12 protein-coding genes are annotated in these 17067 nt (G+C 39.8%); 9 read left to right on the forward strand and 3 right to left on the reverse strand.

Annotation, left to right across the window (positions count from 1 at the left end; genetic code table 11):
• Positions 1 to 113: 113 nt before the first annotated feature.
• The 9 genes from KO513_RS06810 (at position 114) to KO513_RS06850 (ending at position 11992) form a co-directional block, all read left to right on the forward strand.
• Positions 114 to 476, forward strand: coding sequence for a hypothetical protein (locus KO513_RS06810; protein ID WP_215912801.1), 363 nt, complete (start codon positions 114 to 116; stop codon positions 474 to 476).
• A gap of 4 nt (positions 477 to 480) precedes the next feature.
• Positions 481 to 2118, forward strand: coding sequence for an FAD-binding protein (locus KO513_RS06815; protein ID WP_215912802.1), 1638 nt, complete (start codon positions 481 to 483; stop codon positions 2116 to 2118).
• Between the two features lie 404 nt (positions 2119 to 2522).
• On the forward strand, positions 2523 to 2765 hold the full coding sequence (locus KO513_RS06820; protein ID WP_215438291.1) for a hypothetical protein: 243 nt from the start codon (positions 2523 to 2525) through the stop codon (positions 2763 to 2765).
• A gap of 117 nt (positions 2766 to 2882) precedes the next feature.
• Positions 2883 to 4634 carry a S8 family peptidase gene (locus KO513_RS06825; RefSeq protein ID WP_215912803.1) on the forward strand — a complete coding sequence of 584 codons (1752 nt, stop codon included), beginning with the start codon at positions 2883 to 2885 and terminating at the stop codon, positions 4632 to 4634.
• A 59-nt stretch (positions 4635 to 4693) separates the two neighbouring features.
• Positions 4694 to 4954, forward strand: a complete 261-nt coding sequence (locus tag KO513_RS06830) for a hypothetical protein (protein WP_215438293.1) — start codon at positions 4694 to 4696, stop codon at positions 4952 to 4954.
• 32 nt (positions 4955 to 4986) lie between these two features.
• Positions 4987 to 5295, forward strand: coding sequence for a hypothetical protein (locus tag KO513_RS06835; RefSeq protein ID WP_215912804.1), 309 nt, complete (start codon positions 4987 to 4989; stop codon positions 5293 to 5295).
• A gap of 360 nt (positions 5296 to 5655) precedes the next feature.
• Positions 5656 to 9840, forward strand: a complete 4185-nt coding sequence (locus KO513_RS06840) for a hypothetical protein (protein WP_215912805.1) — start codon at positions 5656 to 5658, stop codon at positions 9838 to 9840.
• 18 nt (positions 9841 to 9858) lie between these two features.
• On the forward strand, positions 9859 to 10632 hold the full coding sequence (locus KO513_RS06845; RefSeq protein ID WP_215912806.1) for a matrixin family metalloprotease: 774 nt from the start codon (positions 9859 to 9861) through the stop codon (positions 10630 to 10632).
• 31 nt (positions 10633 to 10663) lie between these two features.
• The gene (locus KO513_RS06850) at positions 10664 to 11992 is read left to right on the forward strand and encodes a hypothetical protein (RefSeq protein WP_215912807.1); all 1329 of its coding nucleotides are present in this window, start codon (positions 10664 to 10666) and stop codon (positions 11990 to 11992) included.
• A 3-nt stretch (positions 11993 to 11995) separates the two neighbouring features.
• Here KO513_RS06850 and KO513_RS06855 read toward each other — a convergent pair whose 3' ends face one another.
• From KO513_RS06855 to KO513_RS06865, 3 genes are read right to left on the reverse strand one after another with little or no spacing between them, the layout of a single operon-like run.
• Positions 11996 to 12445: a hypothetical protein gene (locus KO513_RS06855; RefSeq protein WP_215912808.1), complete on the reverse strand. Its 450-nt coding sequence runs from the start codon at positions 12443 to 12445 to the stop codon at positions 11996 to 11998.
• 42 nt (positions 12446 to 12487) lie between these two features.
• The gene (locus KO513_RS06860; protein WP_215912809.1) at positions 12488 to 14272 is read right to left on the reverse strand and encodes a hypothetical protein; all 1785 of its coding nucleotides are present in this window, start codon (positions 14270 to 14272) and stop codon (positions 12488 to 12490) included.
• A 12-nt stretch (positions 14273 to 14284) separates the two neighbouring features.
• Positions 14285 to 17044: a S8 family serine peptidase gene (locus KO513_RS06865; protein WP_215912810.1), complete on the reverse strand. Its 2760-nt coding sequence runs from the start codon at positions 17042 to 17044 to the stop codon at positions 14285 to 14287.
• Positions 17045 to 17067: the final 23 nt, after the last annotated feature.

A 17067-nucleotide genomic window follows, 5' to 3' on the forward strand; every position in this document is an offset into this window, starting at 1 on the left:
TTACCTGTAGACACCTGTCCATTCTATGTAAATTAGAGCATCTATTCCCTCTACCGAATATCATCATGTAACGTTTTGTGAAATTTTACTTCACAATTTAATTACTTCTAAAAATGGATATTAAGCTACGTAGAGTCTATATCATTAGCGCAATTTTACTTCTTGCCGCACTATCCCTACAATCTTGTTACACCACTCGGTTGGTAAGCACACACGGCGTGCCCATGCCTCCTGAAACTATGGAAGGCCAAGATTGGTACCGCGATAAAATGTACGGAGAATATACGGCAGTAGTAAAAACTTCTGTACTTACAGATGGTATGATGATCAAAGTACCCAAAGACAAATGTGAATCCGGAAAACTATTTTCGGTTGAATTCACGGACACTTTTGGAGGCAACCTTTTGTACTTAGTAACTTTTGGAAGCCGTAGAAAAGTGAAGATAAAATATGTATGTATGCTACCTGATCTTTAAAATTATGGCCAAGACAAGTGAATTATTAGTTGGAAAATGGGATACGCTGCACGAGAACGGGGCTTTTGACCTGAAGCGTCAATATATTACCCGTCACGAACACAAAGCCACTATGCCCAGCAGGGTGCTGCGCTATAACGATGCAGCAGAAGAAATTCAGCGCTTAATTAAAAAATGTGAAACGGAAAACGAGGGTTTCCGGGCGTACGGCTCGCGTTGGTCTATGTCCAAAATTGCGCATCAGAAAGATAATATGCATCAAAACAATTTGATGTATCTAGACCTTGAAATAGAGGAAAGTGATATGCACCCGGATTCTGAATACGCGCATGAAAATATTTTCTTTTTTGAATGCGGAAATACCATAAAACGCATTTCGCAAAAATTGAACGAATACGGTAAATCTTTAAAAACCACAGGTGCCAGTAACGGGCAAACCATTGCCGGGTGCATTTCCACAGGCGTACATGGGTCCGCTTTTGATACGGGCGCCGTGCAAGATTATGTGGTTGGCCTTAATATAATTACCGGACCAAACGCCACTGATAACGTGTATTTGGAACGGCATACAAAACCCAGTCTAAATGATGCTTTTGCACATAGCATAAATGCCAGGGTCATTAGAAATGATGAGCTTTTCAATGCTGCTTTGGTCAGTTTGGGAAGTTTTGGGTTCATTCATGGCGTAACCTTAGAGGCAGAAGACCTTTTTTTGCTGGATAGATATGTGAGACGAATTGATAAGGACCTGGCCTTGTCCTTATCCAAAACTTTAGATTTTAAGAATTCAGAGTTTAAAATTGATAACGAGGTAGATGAAAACGGAAAACCTAGCAGACCCTACCATTATAAAATTTTCATTAACCCGTATGTAGATGAAGACAAGTACGTAGTTGAGGCCATGTACAAGAAAAAATATACCCTAGCCTATCCAGACCCGTTTACTAAAATTGAAAAATCGCTCTATAAAGACCTTATTTATTTACTCATTAAATTCAGTGAAAAATTCCCAAAAAGTATTCCGTGGTTTATAAAAAGTTTGCAGAAAAGTATTCTTCCGGAAATTACCAAGGACGAAGAAAAAATTAGGGCTACACTGTACGAAACTTTTTGGGATGCCGGCTATAAAGGCCCCGCTTTTGCTTGCTCTATGGGAGTGGCCATTGAAGATTCTGAAAGAGCCCTGAACGCCCTAGTAAAAATGACCAAAGCCCACCCTATTCCAGGGATTTTTGCGATGCGTTATGTAAATAAATCCGAGGGCACATTGGCTTTTACTAAATTCCATAAAACCTGTGTTATTGAAATTGATGGTATTCAATGGAACAAATCCGATAAAATCCCCAGCTTGAAAGAATATGGCACTTTTATGATTGAAGCGATGCAAGCGGAGAACATTCCGTTTACGGTACACTGGGGCAAAAGTATGGATTATGCGTTTCCTAATTTGGCCAACCACATGTACGGCAATAATGTTGAAAAATGGATGAAATGTAGAAGCTGGCTACTTTCCGAAAAAATGGCGAACATATTTTCCAACGAATTTATTACCACATTAGGATTGGAGGTATATCAAAATGTACCTAATGATTTTATTGAATCTTTGGATAAAAGCGGGCAGCCATTGCATTTAATTGCATAAGCCAAAACTACAAAACCATACTTTCTGATCATACCGATAACGCCTCATCATTTGGTTCATTCCAATTTTGATGAGGCTTCTTCTTTTCTGTACTTTTATCGATTTTTAACACTGGCAAAACGGTGATAATCGACTAATAAAAATTAGTTCAAAATGTTGAGCACCTTCAAATTAAACCTAACCCAATATCAATTTAACATATTGAAATACAGTTATTTGAAATATAAATAATAAACACCGCAGATTATAATGAATTTCCATCAAACTATACAAATTAGGTTTTTTAAAGTGGCCTAATTCGGTACGTTTGTCATGTAATAAAAAGACACATTCTCCCTTTAAAACTAAACTTGATTCCAGTTTCAAAATTGAAATTGTAATCCGTATTTAGATACAGAATTGGTATGGAATTGGTAATTCAAACCGGGAGACAAGAGAAGGACCTATGGAAAATTCCAAAGGTAAAAACCGTACTCCACCCCTACCATCCGGTAATTTCCGGAGAAGCACTTTGTTTGAATGACAAATGCTATCATTATGTTAGGATAGATGACCATGCTCCGTTTCAGGAACTTATTGATCAATTGATGCAAATCAAGGGAATTACAGCTTCCTACCAAAAACCCCTAGACTTCCCTCCAATGTAGCAGCTTCAATCATTAGATGAAACTGTTATCCGATTTTAAATACCCCCGATCTTATTAGGAACTCATTATTAACCTTGGTCGATACCAATAAAAAGGTCGACCTATAAATTCAATTTTATGGCAACAAAAAAAAGTAAAGTAGTTATCGATTCGCCATCGGGTTCACCACCAGAACTCATTGTCGTCTCAAAAAGCGTTGAGGCCCCTCATGCAGAGGAAGCCCTCACCGCTGCAAAATCGAAATCCAAACCATCTACAAATACCCTAGCGGGTTTTGTAGTGGAAAAAAAACTGCAACTTGTTCCGTTATTCGCAGACACAGATGCAGAAGTGGCAGAACTGGTTTCAAAATCAAATCAAGAAGAAGGTGCCGAGGACCTTTCAAAAATGCGGCAGTTTTATAAACTAGCAGCACCGGAAGGAGAAGACCTGGAAAGTATTGCAGCCTCATTGAACGAACTGGACGAAGTGGATGGTGCGTATGTAAAACCAGGTTGTTTACCTCCCGTTTATTTTGGTGAAGATGGTATGGAAGACGCTCCAAGTGATGATGCTCCGCCCATTGCCCAAAATCTCACGAGCACCCAAGGGTATTTAAATGCGGCACCACAAGGTGTAGATGCACGCTACGCCTGGACTCTACCCGGCGGCCGTGGTAACGGTGTTCGTATAATAGACATTGAAGGCGGGTGGAACTTTAACCATGAAGATCTACGGGTTAATGTGGGCGGCCTCCTTGGTGGAAACAACAATACGAGCGACCTACGTTGGCACAATCACGGTACGGCGGTTTTTGGAGAAATGACCGGAGACCGAAATAGCTTTGGGGTAACCGGAATCTGCCCTAGCGCCAATGTTAGGGCCTATTCCATATTTGGTGTTGGTACCGCCAATGCTATTAGAAGAGCTGCTGATAACCTTAGAACGGGAGATCTTATGCTAATTGAATTGCATAGAGGTGGACCTAACTACCCAGGTGGTAATACACAAATGGGCTTTATAGCCATTGAATGGTGGCCAGATGATTTAGCGGCGTTACAATATGCTACCAACAAAGGCATCATAGTAATAGAAGCAGCTGGAAACGGGTCTCAAAATCTTGATGCTGCAATCTATAATACTAGACCAAATGGGTTCCCATCTAGTTGGCGAAATCCTTTCCGTAGAACCGCAGGTCACGATAGCGGCTGTGTTATTGTGGGTGCAGGTGCACCACCTCCTGGTACTAATGGAGGAAATTGGGGTGCTGACCGTAGCCGTTTAGGCTTTAGTAATTACGGCTCTTGTGTTGATACCCAAGGTTGGGGCCAAGGGGTAACTACTTGCGGATATGGTAGAATAACCGGAACAAACCCAAATAACAAAAATGAATGGTATACCACACGGTTTAATGGCACCAGTAGTGCTTCGCCTATCGTTACAGGTGCCGTAGCCTGTTTACAGGGAATTCAAAAAGCAGCAGGAAGGGCTATGCTTACGCCTCGTAGAGCCCGTCAATTATTGAGAAGCACAGGTTCCGCACAACAAGCAGGAGCTAACCCGGTATCTCAGCGTATTGGCAGACGTCCGGACCTAAGGGCACTGGTTAGAGCTACCGCTTCGCGTAGACCTTGGTGCGGGGTTCAATTTAACGGTAGTGTACCGCGTAATGCCACCCGCAGATGGTTCACCCATAGCTGGCCGGACCATTACCATGTGATTTGGACGGTAGTTCCAACAGCGCCGGCAATTGACGGTTCTGCACAAATAGAATTTAAAGTAAAAACTACGAGACAGGCTTTTGGTCTGATCAAATATTACATAGAGATAAAAAATCTCAAAAATTATACGGTAAACGTACAAGCGCGGTACTGTGTAATTGCATCTTAAACGAAAATCATTAATCTGGAAGGACCAAAAAAAAGTCCCTCCCAAAAAACTAAAAAATTATGAGAGTAGGTGTTCAATTTACTGGCAGTTTACCTGCAAATAGTACAAGACGATGGTTTACCCATAGCTGGCCTGAGGCTTGGCATGTGGTATGGAATTGTGTTGCAAAAAGCCCGATTAGGGATGGAGGCGCACAATTAGAATGGAAAATTAAGGTATGTAGGCAAAGTAGTACCAAAATCAAGTATTTCATTGAGGCTAAAAATCTTACCGGCTCAACATTACAATTTGAAGCACGGTATGCTATTATGAACCGATAAATTTATTTGGTAACACTAAAAATATATGAACTATGAACATAAATATCAATATAAACGATTCATCTGATGCTACAGATGACAAAACCGTAGATACCATGGAAACTTCAAATTCCGTAGCAGATGCAGGGCTTCCACCCTCTGATATTGCTGTTGATTCCGCAGATGGACATGACACAGATTTTACGAATATCACTGCTTCAACAGAAGACGGGCACGTAGATATTGGAGGGCCACCAGAATGGCTCCTTCAAGCCATATCCGAGACGTCCGAAGTAGACGATGTAACCGCCGCTACCAATGAAGATATGGACGATGGTGGAACCAGTCCCGAACTGGACTAATTTACAATTTAGAATTCTAGGCCCGTACGGTATAAACTGTGCGGGTTTTTGTTTTTTGGAAAACTCATGGCACAACCTAAAAGGCTACGCGCGCTGCCCGTAGAAATAAAACACACCGTGCGTTAAACACTACAGTACAAATACTTACCTTAAAAAAATCGTCATTTACACAAAATTCAATACAATCCATACAATGTGCCACGGGCTATGTGTCAAAATATTTAATTTAAAGTATTCATTACTATACAATAAGCATACAATTAGCTTAAAGGTTCCCTAAAAAAAAAGAATTGGTCTATCTCAGATCAGGTAGTGGCCTTCACTACTAAAACCCATTTTCTAATTTTTGTTCATGAACCTATGCCTACCACTACAACATTAGGAAATACAGTTCGCAAGCCTTTTACAGCGAACAAAAGGCTCTTTACTTTACTTACCGTGGCCTTTATAATAATTGGGTTATTTTTTGCTATTTACTACTCTCACGTTAAAAACAACGAACATCATTACCGCGAGTCCAAATTGCGCAGTTTAGACGCCAATTTTGATATTATTACAAAGCAACTCGATAATGATTTTCAGAAATATTATGCTACGGAATACAATACTATTTCCAAAAGCAAAGAGGTAATTGCTGAACTTAAATTAAAGAACAACGAGTTAACGGACCTAAAGTGGAATGACCTATTGAAAACTGCCAATAAGATAACTCCATTAAATAGAGCCACAAAAAAAAGTGTATCAGAAAAAAAAGAAAACCAAGATTTGATACAACAAGGAGATTCTATTACCAAAAACAAAATAAGGCCTAAAGTGTGGAAAGCTCTTAAGCACAAAATAAGGGAGAGCACACCATTTGACCAGGGGTTTGATGAGTATATAGTCATCTTTGAAAAAGCTCCAGAACCTAACCAAAATAAACAAAGGGACACTATCATTGAACTGAGTTCCCTAAAGGGGCAAATTATAGTTCCCGATAGCCTGAATAAACTTAATCCTTTTAACATTGGCATGTCCATAGGCATTCCTAAAGGCAATGAAGTTTATCAGCTCTTTGGACGAAAATATGTGTATGAGACCCCCTTAGATCCCAACGTACATATTGATATTGAAATATATGGATTAGTTGAAACGGAACGGTACAACGAGGCCGTAAGAAAACTAGACCCATGGATAATTGCGTTGTTAACCACCTTCTTATTGCTTGGCCTTTTTGGAATGCCCTATTTTAAAATGCTCTTTATTGCCGAAGATGAGCGGCTATCCAGCAATGACGTTATACTGTCCGGCATATCCGTAATTATTGGTGCCCCAATCTTAATAATTGTGTTCTTCTCCCTTATGAACCATTATTACGATTACTACTACAAGTTTCCAGACAGGCTTGACTATTTCAGCAAAGAAATAAAAACTCGTTTTGAGGCTGAAAACACAAGTAATGTAACTTCTCTTTATGAGATGTCCTTATCAAATGAAGAACAAACTAGAGATACTCTAGCTAGCGTAAAAAATAGCGATAGTATATCTATTCCAATTTCAGAGGTGAATGGAATCTACCGAGAAAACCACAAGTTCATTTCTAAAATTGATACCACAACTGGGGAAGTAAAGTATCACATTAGGCTCATTAACAAAAACAACATTAAGAACACTACAAACCTCGGAAGCCGACCTTACTATACGGATTATGTTGATTCTAAAAATATCTGGTTTCAAAATACATCCGCCAACAAAATTAAATATATCATGCGGCCTGTGGTGTCCATTGAAGACCAAAGCGAGGAAGCCATTTATCTATTAAAAAACAAAAAGGATTCAATCTCCGGTTTCAGGGTAGGAGCCGCTCAACTAAAATCGTTACATGAAGCTATTTTACCCTTTGGTTTCCAATTTGCTGTGGTAGATGAAGACGGGGAAGTCTGGTTTCATTCAAAAAAAGGCAGGGCCACCTTAGAAAATTTTCTAAATGTTAGCAGGTATAACAGCAAAATAAAGGCGGCCATGCGGTCTAGAACAAAGTCCAATGGTATGGTAAATTATAGAGATGAAGGGCAACTATACTGCATAAGCCCCATATCAAACACCAATTTAAGCGTAATTACCCTCTATGATATAGGACTTCTCCGCACCAAAATTTCAGAGGTTCTAACACTCTCGTGCATTGGAATTGTATTGGCGCTTATTTTAATATTGATAATCACCATCCTTTCGCTCATCATCCGAAATCCCAAATTGGGACTTTATAAATATGACCGTTTTTTGTTTGAGTTTTTAACTCCCAAAAAGTCGTTAAAGACTACCTACGTTCTACTTTCGGCAATACTTATCATTCTTGTTTCGGGGGCTTTTGCAATTAGTTTTCTCATAGATCCCACCACTGCCTATATATTATGCCTTCTGCTGGCCATTTATGCTTACCTCATCATATTCTACACTTTGCATCCCTTTAAAGACAATAGTCATTTTAAGTTCAAGGTACGGGACCTCATTCTAGTATTGGCCATAATTTTCCTCAATGTCCTAACCTGCAAGGCAAATGAAAATGCAGTAAATTACGTACTTCCTTCCCTTCTTGTACAAATCTTGTTCTTAGCTTTTATCTACATTAACAAATCATCCAAAAACATAAAATTAGTTACCAATCTCAAAGACAAAGCCCATACCATCCTTCACAAAACTGGAAACTCCATTCAAAAAAAGAACGGAGGCGTACGCATTGGTTACAGGTATTGGTACGCTATATTCCTATTCTGTTGGTTATTACTATCCACAATCTTCCCTGCATACATAATTTTTAAAAATGCCAAGTTTTTAAACGATAAGATATGGTCCAAAACAGATAAAATAGATATGGCTAGGAGGTTTATGGATAAGGAAAAATCTCTGGAGACCAGTTTTCCCGCCTTTAATAATCAAAACGAACAATTCGCTAAACTTCACAAAGAACATTTAAACCTTGGACAATATCATGAAACATTTACCCTAGAGGAAACCCCGAGCCACAGCACACCGCCCAATAAAAATAAATTATTTCTAGAGGATTTTCTATGGAACATCCGGCCTACGTACGATGTACGCATCAACGAGTTTCAAGGTATGGTCTATAATTACGCACATGACTTATCCTGGACAACCGATAATGAAAAGAAAACTTTTCATATAAATTACTTAGATAGCAATAAAGCGGTTCTAATTTCTGAAAAACCCGCTGCAAAACAGGAACATCCCCTACCCTTTCAATTCATAATGCTAGTCACTATTGGAGTAGTCATTATAATGGCAGTCCTTTTCTCTTTGATCCTATTTTTTTCCGATCGTTTCTTTGCTTTCCGCTTTCGTCATCTAGAACCAAATGATTTTGACACGAATCAAAAAGAAGGGTATATCGAGAAGTTTGGACAAATTCTTCACGATGAAAAATCCAATTCAGGCTTGCTTCTTATTGGACCACCTTTTTGTGGAAAGCAAACTTTTGCCAAAGAAATACTAACCGATGCCGGTTACCTGAGAATAGCAACACTTTCTATGTTACAGCTCGAACACATGCCGGTGGGCTCTGATATTGGGGAGAACCTTGGCGTTCTTTCCAGTACCTTTCAAAAAGGACAAAACGATTTTCAATATGAGGATTATGAAGCATATGTGATAGAACATTTGGAACACAACATAAAATCTTTCGACGCCAACCATACCAAACTCCAGGTTATACTCTTTTTAATTTCTCAGCGTAAACGTATTATCTTGGTTTCCGAAGTATATCCTAGTCAGATTTTTTCCATGTATGAATCCGCCCAAGGAGAGGCCGAACATTCATTAGGAAGACTTCAGGACGATTTTAATTCATGGCGAAACATTCTAAGTGCATTTCCCCAAGTTTTGATAGGAATCACTAAAAACATAGAAAAAATATCTAAAAAATTAGATTTCGGGCTCAAGCTTAATCAAAACCCATCTGCAGAAGATATTTCTATGCTCACGGATGAATTAGGGTACAGTAAATTTCTGCCCACTCTAGCTCCCGTTGTTTTAGTAAAATCACTTTACAACACTCCACACATCATAAATCAACCTCATCGTTTGGACCGGCAGCGCATGGTCATGCATACCCAAAACCTTGCCCATGGGTACTATAACGATATTTGGAACACCCTACCCACAAGGGAGCGCTATCTTCTGTACGATTTGGCGAAAGACGGCTTTATGAACATTAAAAACAGGAACTCTCTTTTCTCACTGATGAAAAAAGGCCTTGTGGTATGGCACGATCGCCCCAAGATCTTTAATTATAGTTTTAAGAATTTCATAATGACTTCGGTATCACTAAATGAAGCTTTACGTCTAGAAAACAAAAACCGTGGCAAAGGTACTTGGGCCAACACCCGTATTCTAATTTATCTCGTCATTATAACCGTCATCGTATTCATTGGTTTAGGAAAACCGGAACTACTAAAAGATTTTGAAACCCTAGTAGGTACACTGGGCGGACTAGGCGTTTTAATCCCCCTAATTAGCAAATTATTGGCCTCTGGAGGTCAAAAATTATAATAACTAAATACACATATTATGGGAAAGAAAACAAATTCAAAAGAGCTATTCGCTCAAAAAAGCAAAGAAGAATTAATGGAAAACGGGCAATCTGGCGTACACAAGTACGGGGATAACTTTATTTGTGCCACGGACCGCTCAGGACATTCCACGCCTGGAGACCGGTCTCCACTTGAAATTTTGGTGGATGCCAGTGAAGGGTTCATTCCCCTTTGGGCACAACATCAGGTTTTACGTTGGACATTTGACGAAACTGCCCTGTATTACTATCAGAACCCTGAAGGTATAAAAACCTACGTTCGGGAATTGTTGGGCGAAGCCCTATTAGGGTGGGGCGATGCAGTTCCAGTTCGTTTTAATGAGAATGCGGACAATTCCGATTTTCAGATACATGTATCGCCGTCCGATAATTGTAACGCTCACGGATGCGTTCTGGCAAGTGCCTTTTTTCCCGATAGTGGACGGCATCAATTGGTGATTTACCCGAAGATGTTCGAGCAAACGAAACAAGAACAGTTAGAGACTATGATGCACGAATTGGGACACATTTTTGGGCTTCGCCATTTTTTTGCGAAAATCAGCGAGCAGGCCTGGCCATCGGAAATATTTGGGGAGCACAAACCTTTTTCTATTATGAATTATGGTGCAAAAAGTGTCATGACCGATGCAGATATCAGGGATTTAAAAAAGCTCTATGAAATGGCTTGGAACAAATGTATTGTGGATATTAATGGTACACCCATACATTTAGTAATGCCTTTTCATACCATAAATAGCGCTGCTGTTGTATAACAACTTAAACTCTATATTAAAAGAACCCCTTATGAAAAAAATAGTTCCATTAGTATGGTTTTCCTGCCTCTTTTGTTGTTCAATAGAGGCACAGGAAACCATTACGTTCAAAGCCGATTTAGCAAAAAAAGAATTAGAACATGTAAATACGGACGACCTTAAAGCGAATCAGTTTTACGATTTAAAAATAACAGGAATCAACACCGCTTTTGTTGATATCGTAGTTGTAACGACCGATTACAGTCTAACCTCCAGCACACCGGATTTGCTAAAATCGCTTTTACTTAAAATTCCTGATTCCGGTATTCTGGGTTTCATGTCTCAAGAAAGCGCAGGCCCTAAGTATAACCTTGTTTACAAGCAGGCGCTAGAACATGTTAAAAAACTCGATTCACTTACGGAGCGTGCCTATGCACTTTACGAGGCCTCCAATGATAATGCTGAGTTTAGAACGCTGGATATGGTCAAAGGCATTCAAAAGAAAGCAAAGTTTCATTTACGTGAACTCAACCAGGTTTTTAATAGCACTCCGGATATCCTAAAACCAAAAGAAGTAGATTATGATGTATTGAGAAACAGTGTGGCTCAATCCTACCATTACATCCAAAGTGCTAAACACTATTATAAGACGCTTATTGAGAATTCTGACCTGCGTATAGATTCTGGTGTAGTTAATGAATTAATTCTGTATTCTTCCTATTTGGAGGTGTTGAGTGAAGCTATAGATTTAGAAACGAGCTTAAGATATTTTGATTTTCTTGTGGGTTCTACAGAGATGAAAAACTACAAGCAATTTCCAGAACTGCTAAAGGCATCCAAAGATGTTATGGAAGCAAAAATAACGCTTATCAATACATTTACGAACGACACGATTTTTACTAAAAAAATCGAATTTTTTACAAAGAAAGGTGGTTTTAAGTTCGATTTTTCAACAGGGTTCTTTTATAACAACCTCAACGAAAAATCATATTATTTAGAAAGTCAGGATGATGGGCGAAACCGAATACTAGAAGAAAATGGAAGTAATTTTGATGTTTCCATTGGTGCCCTTGCGCATTTCAGTTATCAATTTAAAACGGGCCTACGAGGTGGATTGAATGCTGGCGCTGCGGTATCTCCTTTGGATGGCATTACCCGATATCTTTTTGGAGCCGGTGTATTAATCGGCAGAGAGCAGCTCATAGGCATAAATGCGGGAGCTTCGTTAGCGCGATTAGATGTACTCTCAAATAGTGTGGAAGGCGAGAATGGAAATTTGTACGTTCCCGCAGAATCCACCGCAGTCCCCACTTATAAAAAATCCAAATGGGGCATCTATGTTGGACTTACCTATAATCTTACCCGAGAGCGAAAAAACTAAGAATTATCTGTTTAGCTCCGGATACAGTTGTTTTGCTTTTTCCGCAATGCTCTGCAATTCATTCGAAGATATTTCCATTTCCAGACCCCTATTTTCCATTGACTTATTTTGACTGCCTTGCGCTTGCATAATCATTGCACCAAGAACGAGTCCCTTATTGTGTTCCGCTACTTTCTCGTCTTTGATTTTTTCCTTTTGTTCCTCTACCTGTTTCTTTTCGGTTTCCGCTTTTTCAGCTCGCTGTCTGTTCACTTCTTTTCCGAATAGAAACCCCACCGCAGCAAAAACAGTGGCCTCTACCCCAGAAAACAAATAAATTAACCGGCTCCAGCTTGGGTCGCCACTATCTACCTTTCCTATTAAAAAATAGATAAAGAAGCCGTAGGCAATGAGCAAAGCTATAGCAATCACAAACTGCAAAACAGCTATTGAAGTCACGTTATTATTGTTCATCCTTTTTCATTATTCTTAGAGAAACTTTCTTTTTTCATCACATTAATCAACCAGCTCTACATTAGGCGCATCATTGCTAGAAATTATTCTGGAAAAGTTATCTCCTAAAAATTTTGAGCCGTTTATATACAGTATCTTTCTCACCACCTTCTCCAAATCCTTTTTCTTCTTGGTAAATTCAAAGAGGTCGTTTGTACCTCCGTTTACTTTCTGATATTCCTTGGCAGCTACGGGCAACCATTTCATTAGACAAGCTTCTAAATTTTTCAAATTTCTACTGTCGCTACAAACTCTTAGGGGCTCAATAAAACCATCAAAATCACTGCCAATGCAAATGTATTCTTCGGCTGAATCTTTATGTGCAGTCTTTAGACCGATAACCGCCAAAATATGAACGATATTAAAACAAAGGCTCAATGGATGCAGCTCTCGTCGGTTCGGTTCTAGCCAAGACTCTTGGGCCCGTATTTCTTCGGCGGTAGCATACTCAAGAAGTCGTATACTTTTATAGGGGAAAAAGTGGATAAAATCAGGAGTGGTCAGAAACTCACAATTATCCTTTTCGTTCATTAAATTGGAATCATAGCCCAAAATATCTACATCTAAACCCACACCTATAAGTCCTCCGCTATTGGCTATTTCTATGATATCCTCATCCATTAAATTAATCGTATTCGGATTGAAATTAAATCCCTTTTTATCATTTGCCCCCCAATAACCCGCTTCTTTGGGCCGGGTATACGTTTTGATGGTTTTTATACCTTGATCCACATGGTTTTTACATTTTTCAACCTCAAGATTATGTTTCCAGCCATTAATAGAATAGCCGGTTACCCCAATATGAGAAGCTATTAACGGTATTTTTTCAAAACCTTCTTTTCTTCGGAACTCATATAGATCTTCACGAGATTTTAAACTCAAATAGGTAATATCTATGAACACTGGAGCAGATTGCATGATTACTTCACTCTTTCCTTTCTTTTTAGCGAGAGTTTTATTATCAGTGTCCTCGGCTTCAATTTGCAACGTAGAGGCACGTTTGACCACTTCTTTACCAAGCTCAGTCAACCCATTGCCAAATGGGTAAAATGAAGGATGCTTCATAGACTTTGTTCCAAAAGCGTGTGTTGCCAAATGTTGTTCGGGGATATGGGTAAGTTGTGCTAAAGTGAGATAGAGAACTTCTAATTTTTTCTCTCTCATTTTGTCAACCAGCCACTCCAGAACGTCGGCAGGGCTCTTAGATGGGATCGTGCCGGGGTCATAAAAATCACCCTTCGTAAAATTTTCAAACTTATCATACTCTAATGCATTCCCTATTTTTTTCATACAAAGGTTATGTCCTCCTCCGATAGCAAAAACCAAGTTAAGTACAGATTCGTTGAGCTCATGGGCATTACCCCGGTTTAGATATTTAATATCACATTTTTCTTTGAGGTCTATATATTGCTGTATTTCCTTCAGCAGTAGATTAAGATAAGATACCTTGCCTTCTTTGACCATCTCAAAATATGGTTCGGCAATGGGCTTTTTCAAGCCGCTTTTTAAAATATCGGTAAAAAAACCTTTACTTGAAGCCATACCAAATTGTAAAGCGCTTACGGATGCTACCCCAAAACGAACCATGCCCTCGTTTAGATAATCAATACAACTTTGGCTCTCTAACTTTCTAAGTACCGTTTCATTGGTGTAATCTTTAAAGTCTTTTGACATTGAGACTGGACCAACCAAGTCTTCAATCCTGTTTTTTTCAGAGGTTTCCTTAGGTTTAAGAGCCAGGTGATTTTTCGCCAGTGGATGAATATGTAGGTCAAAGTAATTGTTCATGAAATTGGATTTTTAGTTGAAACTTTCAAAATATACTTTCAGTAATCTTTCCGTTTGATCTTCATCAAACTGATCATAGCTCTCAAAAACTTTATTTACAGGTCTACCAGTCATGGCTGCTACACTTATCCGTGCTCTTTCGGTCAGCGCTTCCTGAGCCGTTGTACTCTCAAAACCAGGAGTCAGTTTTTTCCTTGCCGTATTCCATAAAAAGTGCACCGTTTCCCGAACGCCCAAATCCCACTGAGCAGACTTTTCCTTACCACGGTAGGCATGCTCTAGACTTGTAAACATTTTTTCAATGTCATTAGCCTTAACGGGCATTTTTTGTTTCAGCAATTTTTCTACGTCTAAAATTCCGGCACCAAATCGCTCTTCATCCCACTTACCGCCGTTATGGTTAGGGTCTTTTTCTGCGGTAGCCTTTAAATGTTTTCTAAACAGTTCAACAATTTGCCAAGGTTCTTTTACATGCTTTTTAAGAAAATCGGAATGTTGGGCCTTCCATAAAGCAGCTGCAGAGGCAACATGTGGCGTTGCATAACTGGTTCCGGACCCAAAGACCATAATATCTTCTTGGCGTTTGTTCTTGAAAGGAACATACACATCTTCGCCTGGTGCCGCAATATCTACTGCCGGACCATACGAAGTATACCGCCAAGGCTCATTGTTAGGATTTGTTGCGGCCACTGCAATAGTACCCGGATACACCGCAGGAGCAATTACGGATTCTACCATATTGCCCGCGGCACAGACCCAAATAATTCCCCGTTCATAGGCCGTCTTCGCAATACTATAGATCATAGGCCTCGGATAACTGCCCATGCACATAAAAATAATATCAGCTTCGGAGTTTATGGCCTGAGAAACTGCATTGAACAAATTCCGCCCCCTACCGATCAAGATTACCGACTTAGAAATCCGGTATGGGATTACCTTTACCAAAGCCTTGTCCTCTTCACTGACCACCACCCCTTGGTTCCCATCATTTTTAATAGCTCCGTTAGAACGTTTACCAACAACAATGCTTGCAGTTCGTGTGCCATGGCCCGGTTGCCGCAATACACCAACACTCATTTCATCACGAGCATCTTCGCCATCAATAAAATCTTCGTCCTGCAGTAAATTATAACCGCCCATAACCTTGGAATGGTCCGTATAGCCCGTATCTAACTGTACTAATTTTACCTTTGGACCATTTACAGCTATTCCGTCCAAGTTTACCTTAGGTAATTTTATGGCTGTCCTGTTCCACTCTCTGTATTCTTGACTTTTGCCATTTTGAATCAAGTCTTTTACCAAATGGGCATTGGCCCATTTTATTTTAAAATCTCCTTCACTTTTATCCCAGTCTGCGGTACCGTCATCCAAAGATTCCAAACTCTCATTTCCCGACCATCGCCCGTAATGCCCCGGTTTAATATCCGTTGACATTTCTAGATCGGGAGTACAGGTTTCAATCTGTGGAAGCCCCTCTAGATCGGCCGCAACTTCCCACGGACTTTTATCTGATTCTACATGGATGTAAAAAAAGTTCCGATGTGCCTTTTCCGTGGACATTGGGTATAGAGGTTCGCTCAAAACAAGCCCTGGAACCAAACTGCTGGCATTCTCCTTCCAGTCATTTTGCATTTCTTTTACCTCAGAAAGTTGAATCTCAAAATATTGCGTTTGCTTAGATGCACTTTCTGAACGATTCATAACATACGGTTTTGATAGTGTAGTTTTATTTTCGGTATGAACAGGGTTTGCATTTATATTTGTATCTACAATACCCACCAAAGACGATTTGTATTTTTCCATCGCTTTGCTAACAGGCATTTTCGCTATCATATTCAGAATACTGCTGATACGAATACCTTCATTCCCCATCCAGTCAATCATATTATCCGGGTCTCCGGGCTGTACTACAGAGCCATCTTTTCTTAGCCATTGCCCATGTCTGTTTTTTCTGGGTACGGCACTGTGGTGAAGGGCCACTACTTCGCCAGTTCCCAAACCAAGGACCATGCTACCGGACGAACCGGGAAGCGTGTCCGATTCATAAATGAGAAAATCACCCTTAAGTACCAGCATGCGAATGTCTTTCATGACTATTTTCTTGTAATCCCCTTTCGGATGCTGTACGATTGCACAGTTTTCGCCATCAATTATCTTACCCAATTTTTTATCCAATCGGGCGACAGGAAAATTACTGATTGGCGTGCCTTCATTAGACACTTTCTCTACAGCAACAATGGTAAAATCCAGGCCGCTATAGGGGTCACCGGCATCTTTTTTATAATGCGAAGTCATAAAGAATTCATCCGGCAATAAATTGAAACTTTCAGATTTGTTAGGGTTGCCAAATTGATCTAACTCGTAGTTGAATTGAATGGTAGAATTTCTTGCCGTCTCCGCCGTGCCTAACACATGGTTATTGGTAAGAATGAGGTTTGGAGCAATCAAAAAACCGGTACCGTAACCTGTGTTGCCCAACCTGGAATTGGTGGTGATCCTACCCACGGCCCGAGACAATTCTACAATACGCTGAATGATACGGATATCCTGAAAATTGGCCTCCCCGTTAATGCGTTCTAATGCCTGAAGTTCCGCTGTTCCTTCTCGCGAAATACGATTGGATAATCGCTCAGTATCGGTTTGAATTTCAGACAGTTCTACTTTCCCCTGGCGTACATGGGTTATATCCGTTTTTATGCGATCTATGTCATTTAAGACACTCGCATAATTTGAATAGGATTCTTCAGCTAACTCCCTTAGTTTATCATCCATAATCTACAGCGTTACAAGTGGTT

This window comes from Zobellia sp. B3R18, from assembly GCF_018860715.1.
Taxonomy (GTDB): Bacteria; Bacteroidota; Bacteroidia; order Flavobacteriales; family Flavobacteriaceae; genus Zobellia; species Zobellia russellii.